This window comes from Herbaspirillum sp. GW821-FHT09A12 (assembly GCF_059418325.1).
On sequence record NZ_JBWKPR010000001.1, the window covers coordinates 594,241 to 612,825 of the forward strand.

Annotated in this window: 16 protein-coding genes; 5 read left to right on the forward strand and 11 right to left on the reverse strand. The window is 63.7% G+C overall.

Annotation, left to right across the window (positions count from 1 at the left end; genetic code table 11):
- Window positions 1–41: 41 nt before the first annotated feature.
- Window positions 42–1,202, forward strand: a complete 1,161-nt coding sequence (locus AC07N6_RS02650; RefSeq protein WP_494780769.1) for a protein-glutamate methylesterase/protein-glutamine glutaminase — start codon at window positions 42–44, stop codon at window positions 1,200–1,202.
- Window positions 1,180–2,457: an EAL domain-containing response regulator gene (locus tag AC07N6_RS02655; RefSeq protein ID WP_494780770.1), complete on the forward strand. Its 1,278-nt coding sequence runs from the start codon at window positions 1,180–1,182 to the stop codon at window positions 2,455–2,457. Before AC07N6_RS02650 ends, AC07N6_RS02655 begins: the two co-directional genes overlap by 23 nt.
- 66 nt (window positions 2,458–2,523) lie before the next feature.
- Here the strand turns inward: AC07N6_RS02655 and folK are convergent, their stop codons facing one another.
- The 5 genes from folK to AC07N6_RS02680 form a co-directional block, all read right to left on the reverse strand.
- Window positions 2,524–3,009, reverse strand: a complete 486-nt coding sequence (folK, locus tag AC07N6_RS02660) for a 2-amino-4-hydroxy-6-hydroxymethyldihydropteridine diphosphokinase (protein WP_494780771.1) — start codon at window positions 3,007–3,009, stop codon at window positions 2,524–2,526.
- A gap of 8 nt (window positions 3,010–3,017) precedes the next feature.
- Window positions 3,018–4,562: a polynucleotide adenylyltransferase PcnB gene (gene pcnB, locus AC07N6_RS02665; RefSeq protein WP_494780772.1), complete on the reverse strand. Its 1,545-nt coding sequence runs from the start codon at window positions 4,560–4,562 to the stop codon at window positions 3,018–3,020.
- Complete coding sequence (locus AC07N6_RS02670) at window positions 4,559–5,239, reverse strand: histidinol-phosphatase (protein ID WP_494780773.1); 681 nt, start codon at window positions 5,237–5,239, stop codon at window positions 4,559–4,561. The genes pcnB and AC07N6_RS02670 overlap by 4 nt, the downstream gene beginning before the upstream one ends.
- Window positions 5,236–5,943: a DnaA regulatory inactivator Hda gene (gene hda / locus AC07N6_RS02675; RefSeq protein ID WP_494780774.1), complete on the reverse strand. Its 708-nt coding sequence runs from the start codon at window positions 5,941–5,943 to the stop codon at window positions 5,236–5,238. Before hda ends, AC07N6_RS02670 begins: the two co-directional genes overlap by 4 nt.
- Window positions 5,944–6,175: 232 nt before the next feature.
- The gene (locus AC07N6_RS02680) at window positions 6,176–7,258 is read right to left on the reverse strand and encodes an AI-2E family transporter (protein ID WP_494780775.1); all 1,083 of its coding nucleotides are present in this window, start codon (window positions 7,256–7,258) and stop codon (window positions 6,176–6,178) included.
- A gap of 102 nt (window positions 7,259–7,360) precedes the next feature.
- Here AC07N6_RS02680 and purM point away from each other — a divergent pair, with 102 nt between their 5' ends.
- The gene (purM, locus tag AC07N6_RS02685; protein ID WP_494780776.1) at window positions 7,361–8,404 is read left to right on the forward strand and encodes a phosphoribosylformylglycinamidine cyclo-ligase; all 1,044 of its coding nucleotides are present in this window, start codon (window positions 7,361–7,363) and stop codon (window positions 8,402–8,404) included.
- 121 nt (window positions 8,405–8,525) lie between these two features.
- Here purM and AC07N6_RS02690 read toward each other — a convergent pair whose 3' ends face one another.
- The 6 genes from AC07N6_RS02690 to AC07N6_RS02715 all read right to left on the reverse strand — a co-directional run bounded on the left by AC07N6_RS02690 (window position 8,526) and on the right by AC07N6_RS02715 (window position 13,733).
- Window positions 8,526–9,404: a proteasome-type protease gene (locus AC07N6_RS02690; protein ID WP_494780777.1), complete on the reverse strand. Its 879-nt coding sequence runs from the start codon at window positions 9,402–9,404 to the stop codon at window positions 8,526–8,528.
- A 143-nt stretch (window positions 9,405–9,547) separates the two neighbouring features.
- The gene (locus tag AC07N6_RS02695; protein WP_494780778.1) at window positions 9,548–10,558 is read right to left on the reverse strand and encodes an alpha-E domain-containing protein; all 1,011 of its coding nucleotides are present in this window, start codon (window positions 10,556–10,558) and stop codon (window positions 9,548–9,550) included.
- A 1-nt stretch (window position 10,559) separates the two neighbouring features.
- Complete coding sequence (locus tag AC07N6_RS02700; RefSeq protein WP_494780779.1) at window positions 10,560–11,987, reverse strand: circularly permuted type 2 ATP-grasp protein; 1,428 nt, start codon at window positions 11,985–11,987, stop codon at window positions 10,560–10,562.
- 293 nt (window positions 11,988–12,280) lie between these two features.
- Complete coding sequence (locus AC07N6_RS02705; RefSeq protein ID WP_494780780.1) at window positions 12,281–12,718, reverse strand: cupin domain-containing protein; 438 nt, start codon at window positions 12,716–12,718, stop codon at window positions 12,281–12,283.
- Between the two features lie 102 nt (window positions 12,719–12,820).
- A complete protein-coding gene (locus AC07N6_RS02710; RefSeq protein WP_494780781.1) occupies window positions 12,821–13,477 on the reverse strand; it encodes a glutathione S-transferase family protein in 657 nt (218 codons plus the stop codon).
- A gap of 1 nt (window position 13,478) precedes the next feature.
- Complete coding sequence (locus tag AC07N6_RS02715; RefSeq protein WP_494780782.1) at window positions 13,479–13,733, reverse strand: hypothetical protein; 255 nt, start codon at window positions 13,731–13,733, stop codon at window positions 13,479–13,481.
- A gap of 63 nt (window positions 13,734–13,796) precedes the next feature.
- Between AC07N6_RS02715 and AC07N6_RS02720 the strand changes: the two genes are divergently transcribed.
- Window positions 13,797–15,023 (forward strand): polyhydroxyalkanoate depolymerase, encoded by a 1,227-nt coding sequence (locus tag AC07N6_RS02720; protein ID WP_494780783.1) that lies wholly within the window; start codon window positions 13,797–13,799, stop codon window positions 15,021–15,023.
- Window positions 15,024–15,200: 177 nt separating this feature from the next.
- On the forward strand, window positions 15,201–18,581 hold the full coding sequence (locus AC07N6_RS02725; protein ID WP_494780784.1) for a transglutaminase family protein: 3,381 nt from the start codon (window positions 15,201–15,203) through the stop codon (window positions 18,579–18,581).
- The last annotated feature ends 4 nt before the right edge of the window (window positions 18,582–18,585 follow it).

An 18,585-nucleotide genomic window follows, 5' to 3' on the forward strand; every position in this document is an offset into this window, starting at 1 on the left:
GCCGATGCCGGGACCGGCGCTTGGCCGCACGGGAGGCGCGCATGATCCGGGTCATGGTGGTGGATGACTCGTCGGTGGTGCGCCAGCTGATGCAGGAACTGCTCGGCGCCACCAGCGACATCCAGGTCGTGGCCACCGCGTCCGACCCCATCTTTGCCATGCGCAAGATGCGGCAGGATTGGCCGGATGTGGTGGTGCTCGACATCGAGATGCCGCGCATGGATGGCATTACCTTCCTGAAACAGATCATGGCGCTGCGCCCGACGCCGGTGATCATCTGTTCCACGCGCACCGACAGCAGCGCCGAGATCACCATGGAAGCGCTGGCCGCCGGCGCGGTAAGCATCATTTCCAAGCCGGCGCTGGGCGTGCGCAATTTTTTGCATGACACGTTCGACGACCTGGCCAACGCCATTCGCGCCGCGGCCCAGGCGCACCTGGGGAGCCCCGCCGCACAGCCGGCCCAGCCTGCGCCGGTCAAGGCGGCTGCCGCGGACATCCGCAGGCCCAAGGCGCCGCCCCGGGAAATGCGGCATCATCAGGGCTGGGACGGCAGTTTGCAGAAATACAGCGCCGATGTGGTGCTCGATGCGCCGGGAGGGGGCGACGCCATTTGTCCGGGGACGGCCAGGATCGTCGCCATCGGCGCCTCGACCGGCGGGCCGCAAGCGCTGGAACTGGTCTTGGGCGGGCTGTCGCAACACTGTCCCGGGGTGGTGGTGGTGCAACACATGCCGGAGCGTTTCACGCATAGCTTTGCCGAGCGTCTTCACAAGATTTCGCAAGTCGACGTCAAGGAGGCCGTGCACTTGGATATGGTGATGCCGGGCCGCGTCCTGATCGCGCCGGGCGGCATGCATCTGGTAGTCAAGCGCGATGGCGTGCAGTACTATGTAGAGGTCATCAACGGCCCTCTCGTGAGCCGGCACAAGCCCTCGGTGGATGTGCTGTTCCGCTCGGTGGCGAAGGCCGCCGGCAGCAATGGAGTCGGCATCATCATGACCGGCATGGGCGACGACGGCGCCCGCGGCATGAAGGAAATGGCCGAGCGCGGTGCAAATACCTACGCCCAGGACGAACGCAGCAGCGTCGTCTTCGGCATGCCAAAAGAAGCAATACAGCTGGGTGGCGTCCACGATGTCATCTCCCTCGAAAACATCTCTGCTGTGATTGAACAATATGGCCTCCGAGAACTTAAGTGACCTGATCGAGTCGGCGCTGGTGGTCGACGATAGCGCGCTGCAGCGCCAGCATACCGTCGGCCTGCTGCACGAACTTGGCATAGACATGATCTACGAGGCCGGCAACGGCAACGAGGCGCTGGATCTGCTGGCCTTGTTGAAGCTGCCGCCGGGGGTGGCCGTGATCGATCTGGAGATGCCGGGCATGGATGGCATCGAACTGATCCAGCAACTGCAGCAGAAGGGCGTGAACATGCCGCTCATCGTCGCCTCCAGCCGTGAAGCTTCGCTGCTGCAGTCGGTGGAGACCATGATCCAGGCGCTTGGCATGCATGTCCTCGGCGCGCTGCAAAAGCCGCTGAGCAATGAAAAGCTGGCCGCCGCGCTGCGCACCTTCACGCCGTTGCACAGCAATGCGCGGCAGCATGCCGATCCCGGCCCGTCGATGTGCGAGGCCGATTTGGCGGCGGCCATCGCCAATGGCCAAATCATTCCCTACTACCAGCCCAAGGTCGACGTGCAGACCGGCATCCTGAAAGGCGTCGAAGCGCTGGCGCGCTGGATCCATCCCGAGCGCGGCATGATCCCGCCGGACCGTTTCATCCCGCTGGCCGAAAGCAGCGGCCTGATCCACGACCTCACCATCAGCATGATGGACCAGGCCACGGCGCAGGCGGCGGTCTGGCACAGCCGCGGGCTGGCGATCAAGGTGGCGGTGAACCTGTCGCCGCTGTCGCTGGAGCAGCCCGATTTCATGCAGCGGATCATGGGGCTGGTGGAGCGCCATGCGCTGCCGGCCGACCGCGTGGTGCTGGAAATCACCGAGGGTTCGGTGGTGGCGCACAAGGGCAATTCGCTGGGCATGCTGGCGCGCTTGCGGCTGAAAGGCTTTGGCCTGTCGATCGACGATTACGGCACCGGCTTTTCTTCGATGCAGCAATTGGCGCGCATCCCGTTTACCGAACTGAAGATCGACCGCTCTTTCGTGCATGGCGCGCATGAGCGCAAGAACCTGCGCGTGATCTTGCAGTCCGCATTGGACATGGCGCGGCGCCTGGAACTGGTGACGGTGGCCGAAGGCGTCGAGCATATGGAGGACTGGCGCCTGCTGCAGGACTTCGGCTGCAATATCGGCCAGGGCTATCTGATCGCCAAGCCAATGCAGGCCAATGAGCTGCCCTTGTGGCTCAAGGGACACCACCGTCGCCTGTCGGAATTGCGTCCTCTGCCGCGTGAGGGCGAGGTGCCCGGAAACGCGCACAACGGCGCCGCTTGAAGGAGCCGGTTGCGCCGTTTTCGCCGGCGGGCCTGCCCCGGCGAAGTGCCGCGATAGCGTGAAACCTCAGAGCTTGCTGATGGGCTGGCCGCTGATGCCGGCCAGGCAGGCTTGCGCGGCGCCCACCCCGGGAATCGCGATGGCGGGATCGATTTCCAGCAGCGGCGCCAGCACGAAGGCGCGTTGCGCCATGCGCGGATGCGGCACGGTCAATTGGTCGCCGTCGATGATCCGGTCGCCATACAACAACACATCCAGATCGAGCGTGCGCGGCGCATTGCGGTAGGGGCGCTCGCGTCCGTGTTCCAGCTCGATCTTTTGCAGCGCGTGCAGCAGTTCGAGCGGGGCCAGCGAGGTGGCAAGCTGTGCGACGGCGTTGATGTAGTCGGCGCCGCTGGAGTCGACCGGCGCCGTGCGATAGAGCGATGACGCGCGCAGCAGCTGCGATTGCGGCAGGGCGGCCAGTCGCCTGAGCGCCTCTTCGACCGTGCCGCGGGCATCGCCGAGATTGCCGCCGATGCCGATGTAGGCGATGGCTTGCTGCGCTGGCATCGGTGGCGTCAGTCGTTGCCGTCGGCAGCAGCGGCGTCGGCGCCGCCGGATCCACTGCTGCGGCGGCGACGGCGGCGCTTGGGGGCTTCGCCGCTGCCGGCATCGGCGTTTTCCGGTGCGGCGGGTGCGGTCTTTTCAGGAGCGGGTGCGGGAGCAGGGGCTGCGTCCGCTTCCGAACCGGCATCGTTGTCCTGCTCTCCTTGCGCGGCATCCTTTGAGCGGCTGCGGCCGCCACGGCGCTTGCGTTTCTTGGGAGCGGGGCCGGCGGCGGTATCGACCGGTTTGCGGGCGATCAGTTCTTCGCGTTCAGCGCCGTTGCCGCCGATGAAGGCGCTCCACCATTCGCCCAGCTCGGCATCGAGTTCACCCGATTCGCAACGCAGCATCAGGAAGTCGTAGCCGGCGCGCAGGCGCAGATGCTCCAGCAACTTGTAGGGCGCCTTGCCGACGCGGCGTTCGAAGCGCGGCTGCATGGCCCAGATGTCGCGCATGTCGGAGGCGATCTTGCGCTGCAGGGCGAGCTTCTCGGTCTGGGCATCCAGCACGTCGTCGGCCGCCAGGTGCAGCGCCGGAATCGGATATTCGCCGGCGGCCTGGTAGGCGCGCCATTTCTCCAGCACCTGGTGCCACAGCAGCGAGGCGAACAGGAAACCGGGCGACACCGTCTTGCCTTGCTTGACGCGGGTGTCGGTATTGGCCAGCGCCAGCGTCACGAACTTCTCTCCCAGCGGCTGTTCCAGCACCACATCCAGCAGCGGCAGCAGCCCATGGTGCAGGCCTTCCTTGCGCAACTGCTGCAGGCAGGCCAGGGCGTGCCCGCTCATGAGCAGCTTGAGCATCTCGTCGAACACGCGCGCGGCGGGCACGTTGTCGATCAGCGGCGCCATCACGCGAATGGGCGCGCTGCTGGCGGGGTCGATGGTGAACTTGAGCTTGGCGGCGAAGCGCACCACGCGCAGCATGCGCACCGGGTCTTCGCGGTAGCGCGCTTCGGGTTCGCCGATGATGCGCAGCTTCTTGGCGCGGATGTCGGCGATGCCGCCGTGGTAATCCAGCACGGTTTGCGTGGCCGGATCGTAATACATGGCGTTGATGGTGAAGTCGCGCCGCACCGCGTCTTCGTGCTGTTCGCCGAAGGTGTTGTCGCGCAGCACGCGGCCGTGCTCGTCCTTGGGCGAGTTGTCGGCCGAGGCGCCGCGGAAGGTGGTGACTTCGATCAGTTCCTGGCCGAACATCACATGCACGATCTGGAAGCGGCGGCCGATGATGAAGGCGCGGCGGAACAATTGCTTGACCTGTTCCGGGGTGGCGTTGGTGGCGACGTCGAAGTCCTTGGGCTTGACCGACAGCAGCAGGTCGCGCACCGCGCCGCCGACGATGAAGGCCTTGAAGCCGGCTTCCTGCAGCGTCTGGGTCACGCGCACCGCGTTGGGCGACACCAGCGCCGGATCGATGCCGTGCTGTTTGGGGCCGAGCACGTCCGGTTCGGTGGCGCCGGACGCGGCGCCTTTCTTGCCCTTGCCCAGGATCGAGCGAATCAGTTTCTTGATCATTGCGCGTGGCCGTCGAAGAGATTGATCACCGGCCAGCCGCGCGCCTGGGCATGCGCCAGCAGCTTGGCATTGGGGTTGGTGGCGATGGGGTCGGTGACCAGTTCGAGCAGCGGGATGTCGTTTTGCGAATCGCTGTAGAAGTAGCTGCGCTCGAAACCGGCCAGATCGAACCCCAGCTTGTCCAGCCAGGCTTGCGTGTGGGTGATCTTGCCGGGGCCGTAGGTCGGCGTGCCGAGCAGCTTGCCGGTGATGTTGCCGCGGTCGTCCAGTTCCGGCATGGCGCCGATCAGGTGTTGCACGCCGAAGTGCGAGGCGATGGGCTTGGTCACGTAGTGGTTGGTGGCGGTGACGATGGCGACCAGGTCGCCGGCATCCAGATGTTTTTTTACCAGTGCCACCGCTTGCGGCAGGATCGCCGGCTGGATCACTTCAGCCATGAAGCGGCGATGCATGTCGTCCAGCTGCGCGCGCGGGAACCTGGCGAGGATGCCGAAGGCGAATTCCAGGTACTTGACCGGATCCAGCGTGCCCGCCTGGTACTGGGCGAACCATTGGTCGTTGGCTTGTCTGAAGCTGGCGGCATCGACGGCGCCGGTGCGGGCCAGGAACTCGCCCCACTCATGGTCGGAGTCGAGCGGAAGCAGCGTGTGGTCGAGGTCGAATAAGGCAAGGTTCATTGGTGTTCGGTTTCCTGTTGTAACAGATCGCGCAGCAGTGGCAGCGTAATGGCGCGCTTGGTCGCCAGCGAGTAGCGGTCCAGCGCATCGAGCATGCGCGACAGCGAAGGCATGTCGCGCCGGTAATGGGTCAGCAGGTAGGGCAGCATGCCGGGCGGCAGTTCCAGCCCGCGACCGTGCGCCGCCTGCGTGAGGGCGGCGATCTTCTCGTCGTCCGACAGGCCGTGCACCTGGTAGATCAGGCCCCAGCCCAGGCGCGTGCGCAGGTCTTCGCGCAGTTCCAGCTGCGTCGGCGGCAGCGCGCCGGTCGACACCAGCCAGCCGCCTTGTTCGCGGATCTGGTTGAACAGGTTGAAGGCGGCGATCTGGGTTGGCGGGCCGAGCCGGTCGGCGTCGTCGATCAGGTAGTGCGAGACTTGCGGGCTGTAGTCGAAGGCCGATTCCGGCGCATCGGCCGGGATCAGGCGCGCTTGCCCGCCGGCCTGGTGCGCGATGGCATGCAGCAGGTGGCTCTTGCCGGCGCCGGCTTCGGCCCAGAGGTAGAGGAAGCGGTCGGTGCTGGCGCTGGCGGTGTGCGCGGACTTGTCGGCGCCGGCTGCGGCCAGTTGCTGCAAGCGCTGCAGCAGTTCTTCATTGCGGCCAGTAACGAAAGTATCGAAGCTTTGCGGCTGGTCCGCGCTTAAATCGAGCGGAATTTGTTTCATCGGAGTGTGTTATGCCCTATGTCAGCCCCCGCGCAGCCCGGCAAACGGGCCGAATACAAGGCGCGAGGACGCGTCGTAGCGGTGCTACGGCAAGGAGGAGTAACGCAGTAAGCGGCCCGTTTCCGGGGCTGCCCGAAGGGTTCGAATGAGAAAGGCGCATGGCGGCGCGGCGCGCCTTGCACTGCATCCCTTCTCGTTCGAACGCGGGGGCTGACATAGGGCATAACATACTCTAGTGGTTATAAAAATTGCTGGCCAGGTAGGCGCGCCGCACATGCATGGCGATCACCGAGACGATGGCCGATGCCGGCAGCGCCAGCAGCACGCCGACGAAACCGAACAATTGGCCAAACGCCAGCAATGCAAAAATGACGACCAGGGGGTGCAGGCCGATGCGTTCGCCGACCAGCTTGGGCGTGAGGATAAAGCTTTCCAGCACCTGGCCGACGCCGTAGATCAGCGCCACCCACAGCAAGCCGATGGCGCCGTCGAATTGCAGGATGGCGGCCAGGATCGCCAGCACCAGGCCCAGGCCGAAGCCGACGTAGGGAATGAAGACCAGGATGCCGGTCAGCACGCCTACCGGCAGCGCGCTGTCGAAGCCGGCGGCCGTCAGCGCCACCGAATAATAGATCGCCAGCGTCAACATCACCAGCAACTGGCCGCGCAGGTACTGGCCCAGCAGGTCGTCGACCTCGGTCGCCATCAGGTTGACGCGGCCGACCCAGCGGCGCGGGATCATGGTTTGCACGCGCTTGATGAAGGGATGCCAGTCCTGCAGCAGGTAAAACAGCACCATCGGCACGAACAGCAGGTTGGCCAGCCATGCCAGCAGGGCGGTGCTGCCCACGCGCGCCGAGGCCAGCACCGAGCTCCACAGTTCGTCGCCGCTGGTGCTGATTTGCTGGGTGAGCAGGGCCTTGATGCCGGCCAGGTCGAGGCGCACGTCGATGCCCAGTTGGTGCAGGCGCGGCGAAACGATGGCGTTGAGCTTGTCCAGCAGCGGCGGTATTTGCGCCTGCAATTGCGGGATCTGGCGCAGCACCAGCGGCGCCACGATCAGCACCAGCGCCAGCACGGCCAATATCAGCAGCGACACCATGATGGCCACGGCCACGAAGCGCGGTACCTGCACCGGCCCGATACGGCGCCGTGCGATCCAGTCCACGCCCGGATTGAGCACGTAGCCGAGGATGCCGGCGGCAACGAATGGCGACAGCATGGGCCCGAGCGCGGTCAGGAGGGCTAACAGCAGGATTCCGACGAGCAGCCACACCAGATTTTGTTTTTGCTCTTCGGTTAAAGAAAAAGGCATGGAATCGGGGTTTGGGGGTGTCGGTTTTGTTAAAATCACGGTCTAGCGGGGTTTATCGACCCCGGATTTCCTTATTTTACCGTCTTCACTGGCAATATCATCATGACTTCATCATCCAATGTCTCCCTTTCCTACCGTGACGCCGGCGTCGACATCGATGCCGGCGACGCCCTGGTGGAGGCAATCAAGCCTTTTGCCAAGCGCACCACCCGCGAAGGCGTGCTGGGCGGCATTGGCGGTTTCGGCGCCCTGTTCGAGATCAGCAAGAAGTACAAGGAGCCGGTGCTGGTGTCCGGCACCGACGGCGTGGGCACCAAGCTGAAGCTGGCTTTCCTTCTTGATAAGCACGATACGGTCGGTATCGACCTGGTCGCCATGAGCGTCAACGACATCCTGGTGCAGGGCGCCGAGCCGCTGTTCTTCCTCGATTACTTTGCCTGCGGCAAGCTGGACGTGCCTTCGGCCACCGATGTCATCAAGGGCATCGCCGCCGGCTGCGAACAGGCCGGCTGCGCCCTGATCGGCGGCGAAACCGCCGAAATGCCCAGCATGTACCCCGACGGCGAGTACGACCTGGCCGGTTTCGCGGTCGGCGCGGTGGAAAAGTCCAAGATCATCGACGGCACCAAGATCGCTCCGGGCGACGTGGTGCTGGGCCTGGCCTCGTCGGGCGCGCATTCCAACGGCTATTCGCTGGTGCGCAAGATCCTGGAAGTGGCCAAGCCCGACCTGAACGCCGACTTCCACGGCCGCAAGCTGGCCGACGTGCTGATGGCGCCGACCCGCATCTACGTCAAGCCGCTGCTGGCGCTGATGGAGAAGCTGGAAGTCAAGGGCATGGTGCACATCACCGGCGGCGGCCTGGTGGAAAACATCCCGCGCGTGCTGCAGGACAACCTGACCGCGGTGCTGGACGCCAAGTCCTGGACCATGCCGCCGCTGTTTACCTGGCTGCAGCAGCACGGCGGCGTGGCCGATGCCGAGATGCATCGCGTCTTCAACTGCGGCATCGGCATGACCGTGATCGTATCCCAGGAAAACGCGGACGCCGCCGAAGCGCACCTGAAGGCGGCCGGCGAAACGGTGTTCCGTATCGGCCAGATCCGCGCGCGCGCCGAAGGCGAAGCGCAGACGATTGTTGTCTGAAAGAAATTTCCCCGCCCAGGCTTTCACGGGAACGGGGAAGATAAAAAAATGGCTGCGATAGTGATATCGCAGCCATTTTTTATTGCAAAAGGGAAATTGTCGCGGATTTAATTGTCGCGGATCAATGGGCCTGTTCCGAATTGCCATCCTGATGCGCCAGGATCTGGCGCGGCACGGTCGAGGCATGGTGCGCGACATTGGACGGCGGCGGCACGCGCACCGGTTCGCTGTGGTCGGATGACGAAGACAGCACATTGAGCGTGGCTTCCGGCGCGGCATCCCAGACCGGGTCGTCGATGGCTTCGAACACGCGCTTCAGTTGCGCTCCCCAGCTGCGGCGGATCATCTGGAAATACTGGTTCTGCTCGTCGATCGTCACAAAACGGCTCACCGCCAGTTCGTCGCTGTTGTAGAGCAGCAGGTCCAGCGGCAGGCCGACCGAGATATTCGACTTCAGCGTCGAGTCCATGGAAATCAGCGCGCATTTGGCGGCCTCGTCCAGCGTGGTCGAGGGCGTGACCACGCGGTCGATGATGGGCTTGCCGTACTTGGCTTCGCCGATCTGGAAATAGGTGTTTTCGTCGTGCGACTCGATGAAGTTGCCGGCCGAATACATCTGGAACAGGCGGCAACGTTCGCCCTTGATCTGGCCGCCGAAGATGATGGAAACGTTGAAGTCGATGCCGAACTTGCCCAGTTCGCCGGCTTCGCGCTCATGCACCGCGCGGATGGCGTCGCCCAGGATCTGGGCCGCCTCGTACATGGACGTGGCGGTCCAGATGCTGTGCCCTTCGGCGTTGGTGCGCTCGTCCAGCATCTGGCGGATCGACTGCGAAATCGAGAGATTGCCCGCGGTCATCAGGACCATGACGCGATCGCCCGGATTCTCGTAAACACTCATTTTGCGGAAAGTGCCGATATGGTCGACCCCCGCATTGGTTCGAGAATCGGAGAGAAATACCAGGCCGCTGTCCAGGCGCATGGCAACGCAATAGGTCATGATGTGATCTGAAAATGTAAAAACCGGATTTTACAGGAAGCCTTGTCCACCGAAGTTGCGGACAAGGACTTCTGTCGCCGTGTGTCTACATTAACGGCGCAATTCAGAATTTTCTTAGGCGGCAGTGCTGATTTTTTGAATATTCATGCTGCCAAAGGAACAAGAAAATCCCGGCTGATCCGGTTGCCCAGCTCGAAGATGCGCTCCAGGAATACCGTCAGGTAATCGTGCAGCCCGGCGTCGAGCACTTCCTCGATGCGCGCGAACTTGAGGTCGGCGTGCAGCTTGCCGGCGAAGCGTTCGGTGTCGGCCGAGACGTCGTTGTGCACATTCTTCAGGTTGGACAGCACATGGCCCATGCAGGCCAGCAGCGAGCGCGGCATGTCGGCGCGCAGGATCAGCAGTTCGGCCACCCGCTCGGGGGTGATGACGTCGCGGTAGACCTTGCGGTAGATCTCGAAACCGGACACCGAGCGCAGGATCGCGGCCCAGTAGTAGAAGTCGATCTGGCCGTCGCCTTCCTCGCCCGGTTGCGATTGCGATTGCGATTGCGACTGCGATTGGGATTGGCCGTTCTGCTTTTGCGACTGGCTTTCCTTGGCACCGTGGAACTTGACGTCGATGATGCGCGCCGTATTGTCGGCGCGCTCCAGGAAGGTGCCCAGGCGGATGAAGTGGAACGCCTCGTCTTTCAGCATGGTGCCGATGGTGACGCCGCGCGAGAGGTGCGAGCGGTGCTTGACCCATTCGAAGAAATCGCTCGGGTTCTGCTCCAGCGCGTTGGTTTGCAGGTAGGACTGCATCTTGATCCAGGTGGCGTTCTGGATTTCCCAGGCTTCGGTGGTCAGCGCGCCGCGCACCGCGCGCGCGTTCTCGCGCGCCTGGCGCAGGCAGGAGGCGATCGACGAAGGGTTGTTCGGGTCGCGCACCATGAAGTCGATCACATCCCTTTGCGTGAGCTTGTCGTACTTCTGGTTGTAGCCGTACAGCAGCTCGGAAATGCCGAGCACGGCGCGCCAGCCTTGCTCGGCGTCATCGGTCGATTGCGGCAGCAGCGCGGTTTGCACATGCACGTCGAGCATGCGCGCGGTGTTTTCGGCGCGCTCGGTGTAGCGGGCCATCCAGAACAGGTGATCGGCGGTACGGCTGAGCATCTTATTTCTCCAGAATCCAGGTGTCCTTGGTGCCGCCGCCTTGCGACGAGTTCACCACCAGCGAGCCTTCCTTGAGCGCCACGCGCGTCAGGCCGCCCTTGACCATCGTCACGCTCTTGCCGGACAGCACGAACGGGCGCAGGTCGAGGTGGCGCGGCGCGATGCCGGCCTCGACATAGGTCGGGCAGACCGACAGCGCCAGCGTGGGCTGGGCGATGTAGCCGTCGGGCTTGGCGATGACGCGGGCGCGGAAATCCTCGATTTCCTGTTTGGTCGAGGCCGGGCCGACCAGCATGCCGTAGCCGCCGGCGCCGTGCACTTCCTTGACCACCAGCTTGTCGAGGTTGGCCAGCGTGTAGTCGAGGTCTTCCTTCTTGCGGCACTGGTAGGTCGGCACGTTGTTGAGGATGGGTTCTTCCGAGAGGTAGAAGCGCACCATGTCCGGCACATACGGATAGATCGACTTGTCGTCGGCCACGCCGGTGCCGATGGCGTTGGTCAGCGTCACCTTGCCGGCGCGGTAGGCCTGCAAGAGGCCCGGCACGCCCAGCGCCGAATCGGGGCGGAACGCCAGCGGATCGAGGAAGTCGTCGTCGATGCGGCGGTAGATCACGTCGACCCGCTTGGGGCCGCGCGTGGTGCGCATGTAGACCACGTTGTCCTTGACGAACAGGTCCTGGCCCTCGACCAGTTCCACGCCCATCTGCTGGGCCAGGAAGGCATGTTCGAAATAGGCCGAGTTGTACATGCCCGGGGTCATCACCACCACCACCGGGTCGGTCACGCCGGCCGGCGCCACCGAGCGCAGGTTGTCCAGCAGCAGGTCGGGGTAATGGTCGACCGGGGCGATCTTGTGGTGCGTGAACAGGTCGGGGAACAGCCGCATCATCATCTTGCGGTTTTCCAGCATGTACGACACGCCGGAGGGCACGCGCAGGTTGTCTTCCAGCACGTAGAACTCGCCCTCGCCGGCGCGCACGATATCGACGCCGGCGATGTGCGCGTAGATGTCGTTGACCACGTTCACGTCCTGCATCTCGCGGCGGTATTGCGCATTCTGGAAGATCTGCTCGGGCGGGATGATGCCGGCCTTGACGATCTTCTGCTCGTGGTAGATGTCGTGGATGAACATGTTGAGCGTCTTGACGCGCTGCACGAGGCCGGCTTCCAGCTTGGCCCATTCGGCCTTGTGGATGATGCGCGGGATGATGTCGAAGGGGATCAGCCGCTCGGTGCCGGCGTCGTTGCCGTACACCGCGAAGGTGATGCCGACGCGGCGGAAGATCAGGTCGGACTCGGCACGTTTGCGGGCGATGGTTTCTGCCGACTGCGCCGCCAGCCAGTTGGCGAATTCGGCGTAGTGCTGGCGCACTTGCGGGTCGTCGCTTGCTGCGCTCCCCGAATACATCTCATCGAAAAAATGTGCCATAAATTTGATTCGTTTTCCTGGTGTGAGCAGGAATTCTTCTAAGTTGAATTTGACGACAAACGAGGCGTGGAGATCTGCTGCAAATGCGCGCGCTTGCTAGCGTGTGCCGGATAAGCCTATCAGAGGCATATGGTTTTGGACAGTGGAAAATTTCATGGTTTCGATCTTTGCTCCCGATCTGTTTTGGCTTCTTGCGTACGTTCGAAAAATCCCGGGCCGGCATGTCCCGTTTCATCGAGGGCGGTGCGCCGATGAAGCGGGACGCAAGGTGGAAAATGGCCGTTGCGCCTGGTTCAGTTCCACGGCGTGGGCGGCGGCACGGCGCACGGCGGCGGCATGTCGATGGTCTTGAAATCGGCCGGACTGACGATTTCCAGGTACTCCATGTCGGGCGAATAATCGAACAGGAAATGCACGATGCCGGGCCGCTGGTGTACGCAGTCGCCGGTCTTCACCAGCGTCACCTGGTCTTCGTACATGAAGCGCGCCCAGCCCTTGAGCATGATGACGATGTGGAAATTCGCCTCGTGCCGATGCCATCCGGTGCCTTCTTCCGGCGCCATGTTGGCCTTGACCAGTTGCGCGACCACTTGCCCGCCCGTGGCGGCGGCAATGCCGAGGTCGCGGTAGAGGAAAAAGTCGCGCAGCCCTCCCGTTTCATAAGGCGTGTCGTTCTCGCATACATGCGAGAACGTGTTCCCTGCCAATACGCTTTCAGCTACCGTGTTCATCACATCCGTCCTTTCTGCGGCGTCCCGCATTTGGCTTGCGACAAAAATAGCTGCGGCGGCCGCCGCACCCGCGGGCGCGTTCGCTGAAAAATCGAACGTGCCCTAAAACTCCACATCCAGCTCATCAATGTCTTCCGGTTCCTTCTTCGCCGCGGTGATCCATTCCTGCATCTCCGGCATGGCCATGATGCGCTTGCCGTAGGCCGCGCACACCGGATCGAGCTTGACGTCGTAGGTGACGAAGCGCGTCACTACCGGCGCATACATGGCGTCGGCCATGGTGCGCTGCTCGCCGAACAGGAAGGGGCCGCCGTACTTGGCCAGGCATTCCTTCCAGATGGTGGTGATGCGATGGATGTCGGCTTCGGCGCGCGACCATACCTTGAAGTTGGGGAAGTGCGCCTTGAGGTTCATCGGCAATGCCGCGCGCAGCGCCGAGAAGCCCGAATGCATTTCGCCGCATACCGCGCGGCAGTGCGCGCGCGCGGCCTGGTCGTCCGGCAGCAGCAGGGCCCTGGGACGGATTTCGTTGAGGTATTCGGCGATGGCCAGGGTGTCCCACACCAGCACGCTGCCATGCTTGAGGCTGGGCACCAGGATGGAAGAAGACAGCAGCAGGATTTCCGCGCGCGCCGTCGGATCGTCGGGCGGCACGATGTCTTCCTCGAAAGGCAGCCCGGCGAACTTGACCAGGAGCCAGCCGCGTAAGGACCAGGAAGAGTAGTTCTTGCTGGTGATGCGCAAAGTCGTCTTAGGCATGTCAGTCCTTTATCTGTTTTCTCGCAATGTTGACTTTGGGCACGTCGTTGCTGCGCGAGTACGCCGGCGCAGGCACGACATCGTTGCCGCTGCCGTCCCGCGTTTGTTCAATCGGGATGGAAAGCGGTAGCTGGAGCATGTGCTTGCAAAGCGCGTGCCAGCTTGCGGATTTGTCGCGGGCCACGGTCGACAAAAAACGGCGTGATGATTGCGCGCGAGCCGCACCGGGAAAGGCAGCGGCGGGCATCAGTGGCATGCATATTGCATCGCAAGGAAGACTGCGAGCGAACAATATAAGAGACAGAAGGGCGGCGTCCTCATGATCAATACCTATCAGCTCTACCAGCAATACGCAGACGCCACCGATCCCTTGCGGGCTTCCGCCAGGATGATGGCGCCGCTGTTCGGGTACGAATGGCCGGGCTTGCCGGTGCATCCGGTCATGCGCAAGCTGGCGTCGGCCTGCGAAGTGTTCGCGCGCACCCAGCTCACCCACGCCCGTCCGGATTTCGAGATCGCTACCGTTGAAGATGGCGGATGCACGGTTTCGGTGCATGAGGAGGTGGTCGCCGGCACGCCCTTTTGCAGCCTGCTGCGTTTTCGCAAGGAAACCTCGGATGCCCAGCCCAAGGTGCTGGTGGTGGCGCCCATGTCCGGCCACTTCGCCACCTTGCTGCGCGGCACAGTCAAAACCCTGCTGCGCCACCAGGATGTCTACATCACCGATTGGCACAATGCGCGCGACATTGCGGCCGTGCATGGCAAGTTCGGCCTGGATGAATACGTTTCCCACATCATTTCCTTTCTCGAGATCCTGGGGCCCGGCACCCACCTGCTGGCGGTTTGCCAGCCCACCGTCGCCGCGCTGACGGCGGCCGCGGTGATGGCCGACGACGGCAATGCGGCGCAGCCGCGCACCATGACGCTGATGGCCGGCCCGCTCGACACGCGGGTCAATCCCACCGCCGTCAATGCGCTGGCCAAGAGCAAGCCGATCGCATGGTTCGAAAAGAACATGGTCAGCACCGTGCCGGCCCGCCATGCGGGCGGCGGCCGGCGCGTGTATCCGGGCTTCATGCAGCTGGCGGCGTTCATGAACATGAACCTGAACCGCCACGTTGACGCTTTCCGCAACCTTTATCACCACCTGGCCGAAGGGGAGGATGAAAAGGCGTCGCAGATCAAGACCTTCTATGAAGAATACTTCGCCATGTCGGACCTGCCGGCCGAGTTTTACCTGGAGACGGTGCAGATGGTGTTCCAGGAGCATGCGCTGCCGCTGGGCACCTTGCAATACCAGGGGCGCGCCGTCAATCCGCGCGCCATCCGCCGCACCGCGCTGTTTACCATCGAGGGCGAGAAGGATGACATCTGCGCCGTCGGCCAGACGGTGGCCGCACAGGAAATGTGCAGCAGTATCCGGCCTTACATGCGCTTGCACCACGTTCAGACGGCGGTGGGGCATTACGGCGTCTTCAACGGCCGCCGCTGGGAAAACGAAATCTATCCACGCCTGCGGGATTTCATTAATATGCATCACAGGTAGGTACGGCGGCGTAGTCGCAGTTCCAGGGGAGGGGTAATGAACAGGTTCCACGCATAACCGGGTATGAATCACCGTCGCTTCGCCCGCTTTCCGCAACAGGAAAGGCACATGGGCGCGGATGACGGAGATGCATATCGCAGTCAGGCATTCACCATTTGCTCGCCGTAAAGGATCTACATGTCAATTCACGTGGCGCTGAACCATGTCACCTCGTACCAGTATGACCGTGCCATCAACCTCGGGCCGCAGGTCGTCCGCCTGCGTCCCGCCCCGCACAGCCGCACCCGCATCCTGAGCTATTCGCTGCGCATCCTGCCGGAACCGCATTTCATCAACTGGCAGCAGGACCCCGAAGCCAATTACCTGGCGCGCCTGGTGTTCCCGGAGAAGACCACCGAATTCAAGATCGAGGTCGACCTGGTGGCCGAGATGTCGGTCATCAATCCCTTCGATTTCTTCCTCGAACCCTACGCCGAGCAGTTTCCCTTCGAGTACGCCAAGGACTTGCAGAACGAACTGATGCCGTACCGGCAGAAGCTGCCGTTGTCGCCATTGTTCAAGAAATTCCTCGACGGCATTTCGCGCGAGAAAATGGGCAGCGCCAACTTCCTGGTGGCGTTGAACCAGAAACTGGCCGACCACATCGATTACACCATCCGCATGGAACCCGGCGTGCAGACGCCCGAGCAGACGCTGGAACTGAAGTCGGGCTCTTGCCGCGATTCGTCCTGGCTGCTGGTGCAACTGATGCGGCATCTGGGGCTGGCGGCGCGTTTCGTCTCCGGCTACCTGATCCAGCTGACGGCCGACCAGAAATCGCTGGACGGCCCCTCCGGCCCAGAAGCCGACTTCACCGACCTGCACGCCTGGTGCGAGGTCTACCTGCCGGGCGCCGGCTGGATCGGGCTGGACCCAACTTCAGGGCTATTTGCCGGCGAAGGCCACATCCCGCTGTCATGCACGCCCGAGCCGGCGTCGGCGGCGCCGGTGTCGGGCCTGGTCGATCCCTGCGAAGTCGAATTTGAGCATCTGATGAGCGTCAAGCGCATCTGGGAAGCGCCGCGCGTGACCAAGCCCTATAGCGAGGAGCAGTGGACCGAGATCGAAGCGCTCGGCCACGCCATCGACCGCGACCTGGTCGCCAACGATGTGCGCCTGACCATGGGCGGCGAGCCGACCTTCGTCGCGCTCGACCATCCGGACGAGCCGGAATGGAATACCGCCGCCCTGGGGCCGACCAAGAAGCCGCTGGCGGCCGAGCTCTACCATCGCATGCGCGACAAATACGCGGCGCAAGGCCTGCCGCACTTCGGCCAGGGCAAGTGGTACCCCGGCGAGCAGTTGCCGCGCTGGGCGCTGAACTGCTACTGGCGGCGCGACGGCGAACCGATCTGGCTCAATCCCGCGCTGATCGGCGACGAGACCCAGGCCAACGTGGTCGACAAGATCGTCACCAGCCACTTCCTGCACCGCGTGGCGCAGCGTTTGAAGATAGATGGCAAGAACGTGTTTCCCGCCTATGAGGACGTGTTCTACTACATGTGGCGCGAGCGCCGCCTGCCCGGCAATGTCGACCCCTTCGATTCGCGCGTGGACGACAAGCAGGAGCGCGAGCGCCTGATGCGCGTGTTCACGCAAGGCCTGCAAAGCGCGGCGGGCCATGTGCTGCCGCTGGCGCGCCGCTTCGACGGCCGCGGCTGGCAGAGCGGCAGCTGGTTCTTGCGCAGCGAGCGCTGCTACCTGTATCCGGGCGATTCGCCGCTGGGGTATCGCCTGCCGCTCGATTCGCTGCCCTGGGTGAGCCGCAGCGAGTATCCGGCGGTGTATCCCGCCGACCCGTCGCAGTCGTTCAAGGGATTGCCCGGCGCGGCCGAGATCCGGCGCCAGGCCGGCAGCCCGCAAGAGCCGCCGTTGCGGGCGGGAGCGCCAACCGGCAGCGGCGCGGCCAGGCCGGCGCCGGCGCGGGGACAGGCCGGGGATGTTGCCGCCAATGCGGTGAATGCCGCCAGCGTAGCGCCGGCGCATGCCGAATCGGCCCACTGGATCACCCGCACCGCGCTGTCGGCCGAAGTGCGCAATGGCGTGTTCTACCTGTTCATGCCGCCGCTGGAGCAACTGGAGCATTACCTGGAACTGGTGGCCGTCATCGAAGCGGTGGCGGAGGAACTCAAGCAACCGGTGCTGCTGGAAGGCTATGAGCCGCCCAACGACCCGCGCTTGCGCAAGTTCAGCGTCACGCCCGACCCTGGTGTGATCGAGGTCAATATTCAACCGGCCAACAACTGGAGCGAACTGGTCGAACAGACCACCCACCTGTACGAGGCCGCGCGCGAGTCGCGCCTGACCACCGAGAAGTTCATGCTGGACGGCCACCACTCCGGCACCGGCGGCGGCAACCACATGGTGCTGGGCGGCATCACCACCGGCGACTCGCCCTTCCTGCGCCGGCCGGGTTTGCTGCGCAGCCTGATTTCGTACTGGCACAACCATCCGTCGCTGTCCTACCTGTTCTCGGGCATGTTCATCGGCCCGACCTCGCAAGCGCCGCGCATCGACGAGGCGCGCAACGACTCGACGGTGGAGATCGAACTGGCTTTCGCCGAGATGGACAAGCAGGTCGCCAAGGGCGAATGCCCGCCGTGGCTGGTGGACCGGCTGTTGCGCAACCTGCTGATCGATGTCACCGGCAATACCCACCGCGCCGAGTTCTGCGTCGACAAGATGTATTCGCCCGACAGCGCCACCGGCCGCCTGGGCCTGCTGGAGCTGCGCGCCTTCGAGATGCCGCCGCATGCGCGCATGAGCCTGACCCAGCAGTTGCTGCTGCGCGGCCTGGTGGCGCGTTTCTGGCAGCAGCCGTACCAGCCGGCGCGATTGGTGCGCTGGGGCACCGAACTGCATGACCGTTTCTTGCTGCCGCATTTCATCGAGCAGGATTTCCGCGACGTGATCGACGACATGAACGAGGCCGGTTACGCCATGAAGGCCGAGTGGTTCGCGCCGCACATGGAATTCCGCTGCCCCAAGATCGGCGACTATGCGGTCAAGGGCATGGAGATCGAATTGCGCACGGCGCTGGAGCCCTGGCATGTGCTGGGCGAGGAAAGCAGCGGCGGCGGCACCGCGCGCTATGTCGATTCCTCGCTGGAGCGCTTGCAGGTGAAGGTGTCCGGCATGGCGTCCGACCGTTACGTGCTGACCTGCAACGGCGTATCCGTGCCGCTGCAGCCTACCGGCACGGTCGGCCAGTTCGTGGCCGGCATCCGCTACCGCGCCTGGCAGCCGCCGTCGGCGCTGCACCCGACCATCCCGGTGGATTCGCCGCTGACCTTCGACCTGGTCGACACCTGGAACGGCCGTAGCCTGGGCGGATGCCAGTACCATGTGGTGCATCCGGGCGGGCGCAGTTACGAGACCTTCCCGGTCAACGCCTTCGAGGCCGAAAGCCGCCGGTTGGCGCGTTACTTCCGCCTCAACCACACGCCGGGAAAATTCGATGTGCAGCCGGCGCGGCCATCTATCGAGTTTCCTTTTACGTTAGACTTACGCTACTTCTAACTCA